This is a genomic window from Streptomyces sp. NPDC018045, from assembly GCF_044327445.1.
In the GTDB taxonomy this organism is placed as follows: domain Bacteria; phylum Actinomycetota; class Actinomycetes; order Streptomycetales; family Streptomycetaceae; genus Streptomyces.
On the sequence record NZ_JBIRFL010000002.1, the window covers coordinates 124,453 to 141,631 of the forward strand.

5 protein-coding genes are annotated in these 17,179 nt (G+C 73.4%); 3 read left to right on the forward strand and 2 right to left on the reverse strand.

What is annotated here, in order from left to right:
- Window positions 1-63 precede the first annotated feature (63 nt).
- The 3 genes from ACH4EB_RS04600 (at window position 64) to ACH4EB_RS04610 (ending at window position 3,280) form a co-directional block, all read left to right on the forward strand.
- Window positions 64-852 (forward strand): ATP-binding cassette domain-containing protein, encoded by a 789-nt coding sequence (locus ACH4EB_RS04600; RefSeq protein ID WP_398345843.1) that lies wholly within the window; start codon window positions 64-66, stop codon window positions 850-852.
- Complete coding sequence (locus ACH4EB_RS04605; RefSeq protein ID WP_398345844.1) at window positions 849-2,135, forward strand: sugar ABC transporter permease; 1,287 nt, start codon at window positions 849-851, stop codon at window positions 2,133-2,135. The genes ACH4EB_RS04600 and ACH4EB_RS04605 overlap by 4 nt, the downstream gene beginning before the upstream one ends.
- 458 nt (window positions 2,136-2,593) lie before the next feature.
- Window positions 2,594-3,280 carry a DUF4097 family beta strand repeat-containing protein gene (locus ACH4EB_RS04610; protein WP_398345845.1) on the forward strand — a complete coding sequence of 229 codons (687 nt, stop codon included), beginning with the start codon at window positions 2,594-2,596 and terminating at the stop codon, window positions 3,278-3,280.
- Window positions 3,281-3,371: 91 nt separating this feature from the next.
- On the opposite strand, the gene ACH4EB_RS04615 is transcribed toward ACH4EB_RS04610, so the two are convergent.
- Together ACH4EB_RS04615 and ACH4EB_RS04620 are read right to left on the reverse strand one after the other, a co-directional pair.
- On the reverse strand, window positions 3,372-4,673 hold the full coding sequence (locus tag ACH4EB_RS04615) for an MFS transporter (protein ID WP_398345846.1): 1,302 nt from the start codon (window positions 4,671-4,673) through the stop codon (window positions 3,372-3,374).
- Window positions 4,674-17,150: an amino acid adenylation domain-containing protein gene (locus tag ACH4EB_RS04620; RefSeq protein WP_398345847.1), complete on the reverse strand. Its 12,477-nt coding sequence runs from the start codon at window positions 17,148-17,150 to the stop codon at window positions 4,674-4,676.
- Between the last annotated feature and the right edge of the window lie 29 nt (window positions 17,151-17,179).

The following is a 17,179-nucleotide window of genomic DNA, read 5'->3' on the forward strand; positions in this document are numbered from 1 at the left end:
TCGGCCGAAGGCCCGGGGCCCGGCGCCGGACGGCGCGTTCCCGCCGGTCAGGCGGTGAAGGAGATGATTCACGTGTCCGCTGCGCCCGTGCTGGCGTTGCGCGGAATCTCCAAGCGGTTCGGTGCCGTCCAGGCGCTCACCGATGTCGAACTGGAGATCCACCCCGGCGAGGTCGTCGCCCTGGTCGGCGACAACGGCGCCGGCAAGTCCACCCTCGTCAAGGCGATCGCCGGCGTCGGCCCCGCCGACGACGGCGTCGTCGAATGGGAGGGCCGGCCGGTCACCGTCGACCGGCCGCACACCGCCCAGGAACTGGGCATCGCGACCGTCTACCAGGACCTCGCGCTCTGCGACAACCTCGATGTCGTGGGCAACCTCTTCCTCGGCCGCGAGATCGTCCGCGCCGGGGTGCTGGACGAGGTCGAGATGGAGCGCCGCGCCCGCGAGCTGCTCGCCACCCTCGCCATCCGCATCCCGAGCGTGCGCATCCCGATCGCCTCGCTCTCCGGCGGCCAGCGGCAGACCGTCGCCATCGCCCGCTCCCTGCTCGGCGAGCCCCGGGTCGTCATCCTCGACGAGCCCACCGCGGCGCTCGGCGTCGAGCAGACCGCCCAGGTCCTCGACCTCGTGGAACGGCTGCGCGAGCGCGGTCTCGGCGTCCTCCTCATCAGCCACAACATGGCCGACGTCAAGGCTGTCGCGGACCGGGTCGCGGTGCTGCGGCTGGGCCGCAACAACGGCACCTTCGAGGTCCGCAGCACCAGTCAGGAAGAGATCATCTCCGCCATCACCGGCGCCACGGACAACGCCGTGACCCGGCGCACGGCCCGCACCGCGGAGGCCAAGAAGTGACCACCAACCTCTCCGAGACCGGCGACGAGCCGGTCGACGCGGCGCCCCCGGCAGAAGGCGCCGTCACCGCCGTGGACCCGCGGCTGCTCGTACGGCAGCAGGGCTTCAAGGGCTACCTCGACGAGTTCCGGCACAAGACGCGCAGCGGCGAACTCGGCTCGCTGCCGGTCGTCGTCGGCCTCGTCGTCATCGGTATCGTCTTCCAGCTCCAGGACGCGGCGTTCCTCGGCGCCGAGAACCTCTCGAACCTGTTCGTGACGGCCGCCGGCACCGGACTGATCGCCGTCGGCATCGTCTTCGTGCTGATCCTCGGCGAGATCGACCTGTCCGTCGGCTCGGTCAGCGGTCTGGCCGCCGCGGTCTTCGCCGTCCTCACCATCAACAACGGCGTGCCGGAGTGGCCGGCCCTCATCCTGGCCCTCCTCACCGGCACCGTGGCCGGTGCCCTGCACGGCTTCTTCTTCGCCCGCGTCGGCGTGCCCGCCTTCGTCGTCACCCTCGCCGGGCTGCTCGGCTGGAACGGCCTGATGCTCCAGGTGCTCGGCTCGAACGGCACCATCAACCTCGACGACAGCGGTCTGGTCGCCCAGCTCACCAACCACTACTTCACCGATGTGGCCGCCGCGTACGGCCTGGCGACGGTCGCCGTCCTCGCCTTCCTCGGCCTCTCGCTCCTCGACGCGCGCCGCCGCGCGGCCGCGGGCGTCCCGAGCAGGCCGCTGAGCGAGATCATCCTGCGTACGGTGGTCCTCGCGGTCCCCGCCTACCTGGTGGCCTGGCTGCTGAACCAGTACAAGGGCCTGCCGCTCGCGGTCGTCATCTTCCTCGGCGTCGTGGTCGTCCTCGACTTCGTCCTGCGGCGCACCCCGTACGGGCGCAAGGTCTTCGCTCTCGGCGGCAGCGTCGAGGCGGCCCGCCGGGCGGGCATCAACGTCGCGTTCGTCCGTATCTCCGTGTTCTCCCTCGCCGGCACGATGGCCGCCGTCGGGGGCATGTTCCTGGCCTCCCAGATCAACGCCGCGAACCAGTCCTCCGGCGCCGGCAGCCTGCTGATGAACGCGATCGCCGCCGCCGTCATCGGCGGTACGAGCCTGTTCGGCGGCCGCGGCAAGACCTGGTCGGCTCTCCTGGGCGTCCTGGTCATCCAGTCCATCGCCTCCGGGATGGCCCTCCTGGGCATCGCCTCGGCCGTTCAGTACATGATCACCGGAGCCGTCCTCCTGGCAGCCGTCGTCATCGACTCCGTCTCCCGCAGGACCCAGAAGACGGCCGGCCGGGCGTAGGCGCGCCGCGTCCGGCGCACCGGCGAAACCCCGGGGGCCGGGCCGGTGGCTCCGGCCCCCGGGGTTTCGGGACATTCGCCCGGAAGTCCCCGCCGTGTACAAATGCCAAGTGCCCCCGGCGGCACCGCCGGTGCCCGCAACGGAACAACGCAAGAGCGGCCGTGCGGGTTGCCTCGGCGGCGCCATTGGCCTTCGCGGCGCGACAGAAGTCCCGAAGTCATCGTTGTGCTCCTGCTTTTCGGTCACATCGGGAAAATCGCGGGCGGGTGCACATAGAGTGTTCTGGCCGGGGACCGGGCCGGAGGTCCGGTCCCCGGCAGTGACATCACGGGATTCCCACGTCGCGCAGGCGGGTGGAATCGCCGCCTGCTGAGGGGGAACGAATAGTGAATCGCGCGCGCCTGATTTCCACTGTGCTCGGGGCCGTTGTCGTGTCCCTTGTGGTGAGTTCGTGTGACATGACGACGAGCGACGAAAGCAAGAGCGAGAAGCGGGACTTCGAGTACGCGGGCAAGAAGCTGTCCATCAGAGCAGCCAATTCATCGGTGCGGCTGGAAACCGGTGACAACGACGGGAGGGTCCGCGTCCAGCGGACGCTCAAGGGGAAGGCAGGGGACTCGGACAATTCCGAGTGGTCCCTGGAAGGGTCCACGCTGACCCTGCGGACGGACTGCCACGGCATCTCCCTGTCCTGCGAGGCGGCCTACACGGTGACGGTGCCGAAGGGCGCGGCCGTCGACGTGTCGAGCACCGCCGGCCCGGTCAGCGCCACGGGGCTCGCGCAGCCTCTGGATCTGCACGTCAAGGACGCCTCCGCGGAGGTGGAGAAGATCTCCGGAAAGCTGGGCTTGACGGTCTCCGGCGGCAATGTCTCGGCGACCGGCATCACCTCGCAGGAATTCTCCGCGACGACGACCAACGGGCGGGTGCAGGCCACGTTCGCGGCGCCGCCGCGGAAGGTCACCGCCTCGGCCGGCAACGGGAACGTGAACGTCACGCTGCCGAAGGGCGGTGAGACGTATCGGGTGACGGCGAAGGCGACCAACGGACGGTCGCATTCCTCGGTGCCGAACACCAAGGGCAGCGATCGGTCCGTCGAGCTGAAGAGCCAGAACGGCAGCGTCCGGGTGGACCGGGCGGAGTAGGGGCCGGGGCGGCCGCCTCCGGGGCGGCCGGGAACGGGAGCGGGTCCCGCCGGCAGCCGCCGGCGGGACCCGCTCTTCGTGTGCTGCCGGGTCAGCCGGGCCCGGGGCCGTCCGCGGCGGGCGGAGCGGCGTCGCGGCCGCCGAAGCCACGCAGCGTGCGGTTGAACGTGACGGCGACCGCCGTCACGGCGATGCCGAGCGTGGACAGCAGGATCGCCCAGCGGGCACCGGCGACCTCCATGAGCAGACCGCCCATCATGGGGCCGAGCGCCGTCGAGACGCCCGCGACCAGCCCGATGACGCCGCTCAGCCGGCCGCGGAGCCGATCCGGCGTGGTGAGCAGTTGGTACGTGCTGATCGCCGTGTTGGCGGTCGGCGCGAGGAAGGCGATGCCCGCCAGCACCAGGCCCATGACGATGCCGTTTCCGGTGGCCAGGGTGACCGGGGCCAGGACCGCCATCACCCAGAACGTCAGGACCACCGACACCCGCGGCCCGCACCGTGCGTACAGGCGGGGGGCCGCCAGGGCGCCGAGCAGGCCGCCCGCGCCGAACATGGCGGCCATCACGCCGATCTGCGCCGCGGGCACGTCGCTCTGCTGGGCCACCACGATGATGACCAGGTACAGGACCTGGAACAGGAAGTTCACCGCGATCGCGCACAGCGCCGTCACCCGGATCAGGCGGTGGTTCCACACCCACTTCAGGCCCTCCAGCGTCTCCCGCCGGAGGTTCGCGGGCGGCGCCCCCTGCTCCGGCCGCGCCGGCTTCGGCAGCCGTACGAAGAGCAGCATGCAGAACGACACGACATGGGTCAGCGCGTCCGCCACGAACGGCAGCATCCGCTTCACCCCGAACAGCGCGCCGCTGAGCGAGGTGCCGATGAGGTTGCCGATCGCGTTGCGGGCGTGGTTCATCGACACCGCGGTCGCCAGTTGGTCCGGTGGCACCACGTGCGGCAGCGACGCCTCCTCCGCGGGGTCGAACAGGGCGCTGCACACGCCGAGCACCGCGGCCACCGCGGCCATGTGCCAGACGGCCACCGTGCCGGTCCAGATCATCCAGACGAGCCAGACCAGCGCCACCGTGCGGACGGCTTCGCAGGACAGCATCACCGCCTTGCGGTTCCACCGGTCCACCAGGGTTCCGCCCGGCAGGCCGGCGGCCAGTTGGGCGGCCGCGTTCACGCCCTGCACCAGGCCCGCGGTGCCGGGGGACTGCGTCACGGCGAGCACCAGCAGTGGGAAGGCCATGGTGGAGGCGTTGAAGCCGACCTCGGTCAGCGAGCGGCTGATCCACAGGATGTTGTAGTCGCGGTTGCGCCACAGGGGTTTCGACCGGCGGGGTGGCTCCTGCCGGTCGGGCAGGAGCCGCGGGGTCGGGGTCGAGGTCATTTAGCGGGCGCTCCGCTTCTGCTTCGTGACGGCCTCGCAGTGTCCGGCGACACCGCGCAGCGCGTCCTCGAAGGACTGGGCCAGCTTCCGTACCGTGCCCGGGTCGAAGACATTGGTCGAGAAGTGCCAGGTGAACTCCAGGCGCCCGTCCACGGCGCTGCCCACCACCTCCAGGAGGTGGGTGGCCTGCTCGGCCGGGCTCTGGTCCTGGCCGATCGCGCCGTGCTGGGTGTGGATGGGACCGCGCGGCCCGCCGGAGGCCGCCGTCGACGACGCGCTCTCGTACTGGCCGAGGTAGTTGAAGACCGTCTCGGCCTCCTTGAACCCGGCGAGCGCGGCACCCGGCGTGCCCTGCGGGGCGAGGTGGCGCAGCGCGCCGTACGCCAGACCGTTGTCCCGGACCGCGCGCAGGTCGCGGCGGACCGACTTCATCAGCCGTGGCCAGTCGGTCCCGTCGCCGGGGGTGTTCAGGCCCGCCGGGACGGCGAGCGCCACCGGGTGGACGCTGGTGAACCAGCCGACCGTACGGGAGAGGTCGACCCCGTCGAACAGTTCCTCCCGGCCGTGGCTCTCCACGTCGATGACCACCCGTTCCCGGCCCGTCCACCCGGCCAGCGCCTGCGCGAGCGCGCCGAGCAGCACCTCACCGATCCGGGTGCGGAACACGGTGGGAGCGGACCGGAGCAGCAGGGCGGTCTCCGCCTCGCCCACCGAGGTGGTGGCGGTCGCGGCGGTGTCGGCGGAGTTGGGGCCCGGGCCGTCGACGGGCAGCGGCTCGGCGGCGCGCAGCACCTCGCTCCAGTGCTCCGCCTCGTGGTCGAAGCCGCCGTCGGCGGTGTGCTCGGTCAGCCGCCTCGACCACTCCTGGAAGGACGTGGTGCGGGCGCCCAGCGCGACGGGTTCGCCGCGGACCGCCTGCCGGTAGCCGCGCTCCAGGTCGTCCAGCAGGATGCGCCAGGAGACCGCGTCGACGACGAGGTGGTGCACGGTGAGGAAGAGCTTGGCGCGGGTGCCCGGCGCGCCGGTGAACAGGACGCCCTTGAGCAGCGGTCCGCGCGCCAGGTCGAAGCTCTCCTGGACCTCGACCGCGGTGCGCTCGATGACGTCCGGCTGCTCTTCGGCGCCGACGGCGGACAGGTCGCGGCGGCCGAGGAGTTCGTGCTCCGGGACCGGCTCGGGGGGTGCGCTCTCCTGGTGCCAGCCCGCCGTGTCGCGGGTGTAGCGCATCCGCAGCGCGTCGTGGTGCTCGGGCAGCGCGGCCAGCGCGGCGGCCAGGGCCGTCGCGTCGACGTCCTCGACGAGTTCCAGCAGTGTCGACTGGTTGAAGTGGTGCGGGTGGACACGGGTGCCGAAGAACCAGTGCTGGGACGGGGTGAGCGGCACCGGTCCGACGACCGGCCCCGCGTCGGCCGCCTGCGGCGCCCCGTTCTCCTCCAGGGTGACCACGGCGGCCAGTTCGGCGATGGACTGGTGCAGGAACAGGTCCTTGGCGGTCATCCGCAGGCCCGCCTCCCGGGCCCGGGAGACGGCCTGGATGCTCAGGATGGAGTCGCCGCCGATGTCGAAGAACCGGTCCGTGGCGCCCACCCGTTCCAGGCCGAGTACATCGGCCCAGATCCCGGCGAGGACGCGCTGCACCTCGGTGGCGGGCGCCACGTACCGGTGCTCGCCCTCCGCCTGGAACTCCGGTGCGGGCAGCGCCGTGCGGTCCACCTTGCCGTTGGGGCTCAGCGGCAGCGCGTCGAGCACCGTGTACGCGGACGGGACCATGTAGCCGGGCAGGGCGGCGGAGAGGTGGGTGCGCAGCTCCGTCGCGGTCAGGGGCGCGCCGTCGTGGCCCGCCCGGGGCACCGCGTACGCCACCAGGCGCTTGTGGCCGTTCTCGGCCGCGGTGGCGGTCACCGCGGCCTCCGCGACCCGCGGGTGGGTCAGCAGCGCGGCCTCGACCTCGGCGAGTTCGATGCGGAAGCCGCGGATCTTGACCAGGTTGTCGTTCCGGCGGACGAACTCCAGGTTGCCGTCCGGGCGCCGGCGTACCACGTCGCCGGTCCGGTAGAGCCGCTCGCCGGGACCGCCGAACGGCGATGCGACGAAGCGTTCCGCGGTCAGGTCGGGGCGGGCGAGGTAGCCGCGGCCCAGGCCGGTGCCGGCGATGTACAGCTCACCGGGGCGGCCGACGGGCACCGGCCGCAGCCAGCGGTCCAGTACGTGCAGCCGGACGCCCGCCATCGGCCGGCCGATGGGCAGGCTCTCGGCGCCGCCGCGGTCGGCACCGCGGAAGAGGGTCGCGACCAGGGTCGTCTCGCTGGGCCCGTAGATGTTGAAGAAGTCGCCGCGCGCGGACCACGCCTCGGCCAGTTCGACCGGGCAGGCATCGCCCGCGGCGCCCACCGCCCGCAGGTCGGGCAGGGTGGCCGGGTCGAGGGCGGACAGCATCGCGGGCGGCGTCATCAGCACCGTCGCGCGCTGCCGGCGGAGTTCGTCGGCCAGGTCGCCGGCCGCCTCCGACCGGGTCAGGCAGAGCGTGGCCCCGGACAGCAGGGTGACGAAGATGTCCGACACCCCGCCGTCGAAGCTGAACGACAGGTGCTGGAGCAGCCGGTCGCCGGGGCCGATCCGGAACTTGGCGACGAAGTCGTCGACCAGATGGCACAGCGACCGGTGCGCGATCATCACGCCCTTGGGCCGGCCGGTGGAACCCGAGGTGTAGACGACGTACGCGAGGGTGTCGGGACCACCGGTGGCGGGCGGGGCGGTGTCCGGGCGCCGGGAGATCTCCGGCAGGTCCCGGTCCAGGCAGATGATCTCCGCGCGGGTCGGCGGGAGCTGGCCGAGCAGCGCCTCCTGGGTCAGCAGCACGGGTGCCGCGGTCTGCTCGAACATCATCGCCAGCCGGTCGGCCGGGTAGTCCGGGTCCAGCGGCACGTACGCGCCGCCGGCCTTCACCGCGGCCAGCGCGCCGACGACGATCTCCGGGGCGCGGCGGGCGCAGACCCCCACCAGGACGTCGGGGCCGACGCCCCGCTCGATGAGATGGTGCGCGAGCTGGTTGGCCCGGGCGTCGAGCTGCGCGTACGTCAGCACCTCGGCGCCGTCGACCACGGCGGGCGCGTCGGGGGTGCGGCGTACCCGCTCGGCGAACATCGCGTCGGCGCGCAGCAGCGGCGGCTGCGGACGTGCGGTGTCGTTCCACCGCGCGAGCTGGGCCCGCTCGCCCTCGGGCAGCCGGCTCACGGACGCCAGCGGGCGTGCCGGTGCCTCCGCGAGAGCGGCCATCAGGGCCTGGAGGTGGTCGGCCAGCCGCCGGGCGGTGCCGGCGTCGAACAGGTCGGTGTTGTACTGGAGGCCGCCGGTGAGCCCGCCGTCCACCTCCTCGAACTGGAGCGTCACATCGAAGGTGGAGGTGGTCGCGGGCAGCGCGAACTCCTCGATGCGCAGCCCGCTCAGGGCCGGCGGCGCGGCCGGGGTGTTCTGGAGCACGACCATCGCCTGGAACAGCGGCGAGCGGCTGGGGTCGCGTTCCGGGGCGAGCGCCTCCACGAGCCGTTCGAAGGGCACGTCCTGGTGGGCGAAGCCGTCCACGACGGTCTCCCGTACCCGGGCCAGGAGGTCGGTGAAGCTCTCCCGCTCGTCGATGCGGGAGCGCACCACCAGCGTGTTGACGAAGAACCCGACCAGCGGTTCCAGCTCGACGCGGTCACGGCCCGAGGTCACGGTGCCCACCGCGATGTCGTCCTGGTCGCTGTAGCGCGCGAGCAGCAACTGGCAGGCGGCCACGAGCGCCATGAACAGCGTGGCGTCCTGCGCGGTGGCCAGCTCCTTGAACCGCTCGGTGACCCGCTCGGGGATGCGGAAGTCGAGGATCGCGCCGTTCTTGGTCTGTACGGCGGGCCGGCGGCGGTCGGTGGGCAGTTCCAGCGGCGGCACGTCCGCGAGCTGGTCCCGCCAGTAGGCGAGCTGCCGTTCGCTCTCCTCGGAGTCCTCCAGGGCACGCTGCCAGACCGCGAAGTCCGCGTACTGCACGGCGAGTTCCGGCAGATCGGCGCGCGCACCGCGCAGCCGTGCCCGGTACATCGCCTCCAGGTCGCGGGTGATGACCGAGGTCGACCAGCCGTCGGTGACGATGTGGTGCAGGCACAGGGCCAGTACGTGGTCGGTCTCGCCCAGGCGCACCAGGGTGGCGCGCAGGAGCGGGCCGCGCCGCAGGTCGAAGGGGGCGGCCGTCTGCTCGTGCAGCAGCCGGTCGAGTGCGGCGTCCCGCTCGGCCGCGGGCAACGCGGACAGGTCGGTCAGCGGCAGCGGCACCGGTGCGGCGGGGCGGATGAGCTGGACGCCCTTGCCGTCCACGGTGTCGAAGACGGTCCGCAGCGACTCGTGCCGCTCGACGAGGTCCGTCAGGGCCCGGCGCAGGGCCTCGGTGTCCAGCGGCCCGCGCAGCCGCAGGCCGGTCGGGGAGAGGTATTCGGTGCCGCCGGGCTCGTAGGCGTCCATGAACCACAGGCGCTGCTGGGCGAACGAGAGCGGCAGCGCGCCGTCGCGGGCCACGGCCGGTATCCGGTCGGCGGCGTCGGGGCCGGTGCCGCCGGGGACGGCGGCGGCCAGCCCGGCGACGGTGGGCGTGGTGAACATCGCCCGTGGTGAGAGGCCGACGCCGAAGGCGGAGCGCAGCCGGGAGGTGATCTGGATGCTGAGGATCGAGTCGCCGCCGAGTTCGAAGAAGTTGTCGTGCACGCCGACCCGCTCCAGGCCGAGCGTCTCGGCCCAGATGGCGGCGATCCGCTCCTCCGTCGCGTCGCGGGGCGCCACGTGCTCGGCGGACGGGTCCGCGTGGCCCTCGGGGACCGGCAGGGCCTTGCGGTCCACCTTGCCGCTGGGGGTGTACGGCAGTGCCTCCAGGGTCACGAACCGCGCCGGGACCATGTGGTCCGGCAGGTCCGCGAGGAGGGCGGCGCGCAGCTCGGCGCCGGTGACGTGACCGGCTCCGGGCGCGGGGACGACGTGACCGACCAGCAGGGTGCGGCCGTGATCACGGTGCACGGTGACGGCGGCGTCGCGCACCGCCGGCAGTGCCGACAGCGCCGCCTCGACCTCGCCGAGCTCCACCCGGAAGCCGCGGATCTTGACCTGGTCGTCGGCGCGGCCCAGGAATTCGAGGTTGCCGTCCGTGCGGAAGCGCACCCGGTCGCCGGTGCGGTACAGCCGGGCGCCGGGCGTGAACGGGTCGGCGACGAACCGCTGGGCGGTCAGCTCCGGCTTGCCCCAGTAGCCGCGGCTGACCCCGTCGCCGCCGACGAACAGCTCACCGCCGACGCCCACGGGCACCGGGGCGAGGTCGTCGTCGAGGACGTACACCCGGGTGTTGACGAGCGGACGGCCGATGGGGACGAATGCGCCGTCGCCGAGCACGCCGGGGGTGGGGGTGAGCACCGTGGCGTCGATGGTCACCTCGGTCGCGCCGTAGGCGTTGACGACCAGGGTGTCCGGGTCGAGGTGGTCCAGCAGCCGCCGGCAGTCGTCGGAGCGCCAGCCCTCGGAGCCGACGGACAGCAGCTTCAGCCGCGGCAGCCGGGTGCCGCGCAGGGCGACTTCGGAGACCAGGGCGTTGGCCAGGGTCGGTACCAGTTCCAGGGCGTCGCCGCCGGTGCGCTCGATGAGTTCGAGCAGCCGGGGCGGGTCGGTGACGACCTCGGCGGGGCAGATCGTCAGGGAGCCGCCGAACGGCAGCGACCGCAGCATGTCGGCGAAGAACAGGTCGACGGACAGGCTGGTCACCGACACGAAGTTCAGTTGCAGTTCGGAGAGCCGGTAGCGCTCCTCCCAGGCGTCGAGGACGTAGCAGAGCTGGCGGTGCTCGACCATGACGCCCTTGGGACGGCCGGTGGAGCCCGAGGTGTAGATGACGTACGCCAGGTCGGCGGGGCCGGCGCCGGACTCGGGCGCGGTGGCCGGGTAACTGCCGGTCGGCGGCAGGTCGGTGTCCAGGCACACGGTGCGCGGGCCGCCCGCGCGCTCGGCCGCGCGCCAGTCGGCGGCGCGCGCGGACTGCGTGAGCAGCACCGGGACGCCGGAGTCCGCGACCATGAGCGCGAGGCGGTCGGCCGGGTACTCGGGGTCCAGCGGTACGTAGGCACCGCCTGCCTTGAGGATGCCGAGGACGCCGGTGGCCATGTCGATGCCGCGGCCGACGTTCAGCCCGACCAGCACGCCGGGCCGTACGCCCAGCGTGCGCAGGTGGTGGGCGAGGTGGTTGACGCGTTCTTCCAGTTCGCGGAAGGTGAGGGTCACGTCCCCGTGGCGCACGGCGGGCGCGTCGGGGGTCCGGGCGGCCTGCTCGGCGAAGAGGTCGTGCACCGGGCGGTCGGCGGCGCGCTCGCGCACGGCGCCGGTGCCCTCGCGCAGCAGTTCCGCGCGCTGTTCCCCGGTCAGCCACGGCAGGCGGGCCAGCGGCCGGTCCGGGTCGGCGGCCGTCTCGGTGAGGAGCACCTCCAGTTGGCCGGCCATCCGCGTGACGGTGGCGGTGTCGAAGAGCTGCGGGTCGTAGGCCAGTTCGAAGCGGAGCCGGTCGTCGCGGTGGGCGCTGAGGCTGAGCGGGAAGGTGTTGGTGTCCAGGGCGTCCACGTCGCGGATGCGCAGGCCGTGCAGGGCCGCGCCGCCGTCCTGGAGCGGGTAGTTCTCGAAGACGACGATGCTGTCGAAGAGGTTGGTGCCGGCCGGGACGTCGCTCCAGGCCTGGAGCCGGCTCAGGCCCGCGTACTCGTACGGCCGGGCCTCCACCTGCTCGGCCTGGAGTGCTTGCAGCCACTGTGCCAACGGCTGCTGCGGTGCCACCCGGGCGCGGACCGGCACGGTGTTGATGAAGAGGCCGACCATGGACTCGACACCGGGCAGTTCGGCGGGGCGGCCGGAGACCGTCGCGCCGAACACGACGTCCCGGGTCCCGCTGTGGCGGGCCAGCAGCAGCGCCCAGGCGCCCTGGATGAGGGTGTTCAGGGTCAGCCGGTGTTCCCTGGCCACCTGGGTCAGCCGCTCGGTCAGGCCGGTGGACAGCGCGAAGGTGACCGGTTCGGAGGACTGGGCGCGGTGCGCCTCGGTCGGCTGCCGGTCGTAGGGCAGCGGGGTGGGCGCGTCGATGCCCGCGAGGGCGGCGCGCCAGTGCGCCTCGGCGGCGTCGGCGTCCTGCTCCGCCAGCCAGGCGACGTAGTCGCCGAAGGGGCGGGGCGTGTCCGGCCGTACGGTGCGCCCGGCGGCCGCCGCGGCGTACTCCTCACCCACCGCGGCGAAGACGGCGGCGGTGCTCCAGCCGTCCAGCATCAGGTGGCTCGACGTCCACACCAGGCGGACGGTGTCGTCGGTGACGCGGATGACGGTCAGCCGCAGGAGCGGGGGCACGGCGAGGTCGAGCCCGAGGGCGCGGTCGGCGGCCAGCAGCTCCCGCAGCAGAGCCTCCTGTTCGGCCTCCGGGCGCTGCCGCCAGTCGTGCTGTTCGACCGGGATCCGTACGTCACGGTGGACGACCTGCACCGGCTCGGCGAGCCCCTCCCAGATGACGGCGGTGCGCAGCGCGGGGGTGCGGTCCACCACCCGCTGCCAGGCCGCGGCCAGCGCGTCGGGGTCGCGGACGCCCTCCAGCAGCAGGGCGAGCTGGTTGAAGTACGACTGGGAGGTGGGGTCCATCAGCCGGTGGAAGAGCATGCCGTGCTGCATCGGGGCGAGCGGGTAGATGTCCTCGACGGCGCGGCCGTCGCCGGCCAGCGTGTCGACCTCGGCCCGGGTGAGGCGGGCGAGGGGGAAGTCGGACGGGGTGCAGCCGCCGGAGGTGGGCTCCAGGCAGTGGTCGACGATCTCCTCCAGGGCGGTGACCAGCTCGTCCGCCAGCCGTCGCACGGTGCGCTCGTCGTGCACGTTCGTGGAGTAGAACCAGGTGAAGCCGAGCGTGCCGTTCTCCACCAGGCCGACGACGTCGAGGAGGTGGGGGCGCAGCTCGTCGGCGGCCGGCTCGTCCGCCAGGCCGTCCAGCCGCGCCCGGACCAGGCCACCGTCCTCGGCGGCCGCGTCGAAGCGACCGTGGTAGTTGAACGACACCTGGGGCGTGGGGTCCTGGAGCAGGGCGCGGGCGGGCGCCCCGTCCGCGGCGAGCCGGCGCAGCGCGTCGTAGCCGAGGCCGTTGCCGGGCACCGCGCGCACCTGCTCCTTGACCGACATGATCGTCTCGCGCCAGCCGTCACCGGCGGCGGTCCGCACGGCGACGGGGTACAGGGTGGTGAACCAGCCGACCGTACGGGACAGGTCGGCGCCTTCGATCAGCTCCTCGCGGCCGTGTCCCTCCATGGCGAGGACGATCCGCTCGCTGCCGGCCCAGCGGTTGAGGACCGTACCGACGGCGCTCAGCAGCAGGTCGTTGACGCGGGTCCGGTAGACCGGCGGTACGCGGCGCAGCAGCGCATCGGTGCGCTCGCGGTCCAGGGTGGCGCTGACACCGCGGACCGAACCCGCGGTGTTGGGGCCGTCGTGGTCCACCGGGACGCTGCCGCCGCCGTCGCGGAACACGCCCGACCAGTGGTCGAGTTCGCCGTCGAGGTGCCCGGCGCGTACGTGGTCGCGCAGGAGGCGCGCCCAGGTCCCGAAAGCGGTTCCGGGCGTCCCGAGGTCGAGGGGGCGGCCCGCGCGGGCCTGCTCGTAGGCCCGTTCCAGGTCTTCCAGGAGGATGCGCCAGGAGACGCCGTCCACCGCCATGTGGTGCGCGGACAGGAACAACCGCCGGCCCGCGGTGTGGTCGCCGTCCGTGCCCTCGTCGAAGAGGAGCGCGCCGAACAACGGGCCGTGCTCCAGACTCAGCCCGGCGCGCAGCGCGTCGGCGGCCTCCTGCCGGGCGGCAGCCCGGCGCGGGCCGGGCACCTGGGACAGGTCGACGTGGCGGAAGACCTCCGCGGTCTCCGTGGCGGCGCAGTCCTGCGTCCAGCCGTCGCCGTCACGGGTGAACCGGGCCCGCAGCATGGGGTGGTGGGCCACCAGTGCCTCGACGGCGGCGCGCAGCGCGGCCGCGTCCGCGGCCGGGTCGAGGTCGACGTACAGGGACATGGTCAGGCGGTCCGGGCCGGCCCGGTAGGTGTCGAAGAACCAGTCCTGGACGGGCGTCAGCGGCGCGGGCCCGGCCGGGGCGGGCGCTTCGGGTGCCGCGCCGGCGTCCGCGCCGGCGATCCGCTGCGCGAGCCGGGCGACGGTCTGGTGCAGGAAGACGTCCTTGGAGGCGAGCCGCAGTCCGGCCCGGCGGGCCCGGGAGACGGTCTGGATGCTGAGGATGGAGTCGCCGCCGAGGTCGAAGAAGTTGTCGTGGATGCCGACGCGTTCGACGCCCAGCAGGTCGGCCCACACACCTGCCAGGGTTTCCTCGACGGCGTTGCGCGGCGCGGCGTACGCGGCCACGTCACGGTGGGCCTCGGGCTCGGGCAGCGCCTTGTGGTCGAGCTTGCCGTTGGGGGTCAGCGGCAGCGCGTCGAGCACGACGACGGCGGCCGGGACCATGTACTCGGGCAACGAGGCGGCGGTGTGCTCCCGGATGTCCTGCGGGCTCGGGGAGGCCCCGTCGGCGGGCACGACGTAGCCGGTCAGCCGCTGGTGGCCGGCCGCGTCCGCGCGCACGGTGACGGCGGCCCGTGCCACCAGCGGGTGGGAGAGCAGTGCGGATTCGATCTCGCCGAGTTCGATGCGGTAGCCGCGGATCTTGACCTGGTCGTCGGTGCGGCCCAGGAATTCCAGGTGTCCGTCGGGGCGCCACCGGGCGAGGTCGCCGGTGCGGTACATCCGGGTTCCGGCGGGTCCGTAGGGGTCGGCGACGAAGCGTTCGGCAGTCAGGGCGGGACGGCGTACGTAACCGCGCGCCAGACCGGCTCCCGCGACGTACACCTCGCCCGGTACTCCGATGGGCACCGGCCGCAGGCCCGCGTCCAGGAGGTGGATCCGCGCGTTGGGGCGCGGGCGGCCGATCGGAACGGCGCCGGGGGCCGGCACGTCGTCCGGGCGGATGCGGTACTCCATGCAGCCGACGGTCGCCTCGGTCGGGCCGTACTCGTTGATCACGGTGGTGCCCGGGTGCCGCTTCCGCCACTGCTCCAGGGCCTCGCCGATGAGCTGTTCGCCACCGATGACCAGCTCGCCGGTGGGCTGGAGCCACTGCGGGGTGGTCTCCAGCAGGGACAGGTGGGACGGGGTGGCCTTGAGCAGCGAGCAGGCGCCCGCGGTCGGGGCCGGCTGCTCGCCGGTGTCCTCCAGCGTGCTGATCAGGACGCGGCCGCCGCTGATCAGGGGGGTGTAGAGGGCGGTGACGGTCAGGTCGAAGGTGACCGGGGAGTGCAGTACGGCGGTGCCGGCCGCGCCCGGGTAGGCGACGGCGGCCCAGCTCACGTAGTCCACGAAGGAACGGTGCTCGATCACCACGCCCTTGGGGCGCCCGGTGGAGCCCGACGTGTAGATGACGTACGCCGGGTGCGCCGGGTCCAGGGGCGCCGTGCGCTCGGCGTCCAGTACCGGCCCGCACGGCAGGCCCGCTCCCGGCTCCCGCACGCCGGCGCCGTCCAGGAGCGTAGGCGCCACGTCGGCGGGGAGCGCGGCGCGCGCGGCGGAATCCGCGAGCACCAGGCTGGGCGCGGCGTCCTGAAGGACGTACGCGATGCGTTCGGCCGGGTGCTGCGGGTCGACGGGGACGTAGGCGGCGCCGGCCTTCAGGACGCCGAGCAGGGCGACGACCAGGTCGATGCCCGGGGTGGCGGCGACGGCCACCAGGTGCTCGGGGCCGACCCCACGGGCGATCAGGGCCCGTGCCACGCGGTTGGAGCGCTCGTCCAGCTCCCGGTAGGTCAGGGCGTCCGGACCGCAGGCCAGGGCGGTGGCGTGCGGGGTGCGGGCGGCCTGGTCGTCCAGCAGCCGCACCACGGTGGGGGCGCCGACGGTGAAGGGCGCCCCGGTGGCGGCCCGCAGCAGCGCGGCGCGCTCCTCGTCGGCCAGCCACGGCAGTTCACGCACCGGGCGCCGCGGCGCGTGCGCCACACCGGCCAGCAGCACGCGCAGGTGCCCGGCCAGCCGCTCGATGGTCCCGGCGTCCCAGAGGTCGGTGGTGTACTCGATCGAGCAGGTCAGGTCGGTGCCGGCGGCCGGGTCGCGGTCCGCGGCCCGGCCGCCGCGCGTGTCCTGGAACTCGACGGTCAGGTCGAAGTTCGCGGAGGTGCGGGGCGCCTGGTAGGACGCGACCTGGAGGCCGGGCAGCTCGGGCAGCCGCTCGGTGCCGCTCTGCAACACCACCAGCGTCTGGAACAGCGGTGTACGGCTGGGGTCGCGGTCCGGGCGCAGCGCCTCCACCAGGCGGTCGAACGGCACCTCGTCGTTGGCGAACGCGTCCAGCACGGTGCCCTTGACCTGGGCCAGGAAGTCCGTGAAGGCGAGGTCGTCGGCCACGGTGGAGCGCAGCACCACCGTGTTCACGAAGAAGCCGACCATGCGGTTGAGTTCGGGCCGGTTGCGTCCGGAGGTGACGGTGCCCACGGCAACGTCCCGCTGCCCCGCGTAACGGGCGAAGAGCACCTGGCAGGCGGCCACCAGCACGGTGTAGAGCGTGGTGTCCTGGTCGCGGGCCACGGCGCGCAGTCCCGCAGCGACGTCCGCCGGCAGACCGAAGTGGTGCACGGCGCCGGCGCCCGAGCGTGTTTGCGGCCGGGGGCGGTCGCCGGGCAGGTCGAGCGGGGTCAGGTCGGCGAGCCGCTCGCGCCAGTAGCCGAGGTGTTCCGCCAGCCACTCGGGGGTCATCCGGTCGCGCTGCCAGGACGCGAAGTCCGCGTACTGCACGGCCTGTTCGGGCAGCTCGGCGGCGGACCCGGAGCAGCGGGCCGCGTAGAGCGTCCCCAGCTCTTCGACCAGCACGCCGGTGGACCAGCCGTCGATGACGATGTGGTGGGCGCACAGCACCAGGACGTGCTCGTCCGGCGCCACCCGCACCAGCACCGGGCGGAACAGCGGCCCGCTCCGCAGGTCGAAGGGCCGGTCGACGTGGGCCCGTACGGCGGCGTCCAGCAGCCCGGGCGCGGCGTCCGGCCCGGCCTGTGCCACCAGGTCGACCAGCGGGAGCGGGACGTCGTACGGCGGCCGGACCATCTGTACGGGGTCGTCGCCCACCTGGTCGAAGGTGGTGCGCAGGGTCTCGTGGCGGGCCACCAGGTCGCCCAGCGCGCCGGTCAGGGCGGGGAGGTCGAGCCGGCCGGTCAGCCGCAGCCCGGCGGCGGAGTTGTACTCCGTGGTGCCCGGCGTCAGCTCGTCCAGCAGCCAGAGCCTGCGCTGGGCGGCGGAGAGCGGCAGCGGCGCGCCGTCCCGGGGGACGGCCGGGATCTCCGCCGTCCTGCGGGCACCGCCCGCGAGACGGCGGCGTAGCTGTTCCTGGAGGTGTGCGGGCAGGGCGGCTATGCGGTCGTTACGCGGGTCCGGGGCGTTCACTTGGTGTCTCTCCGTGAAAAGTCGAAAGG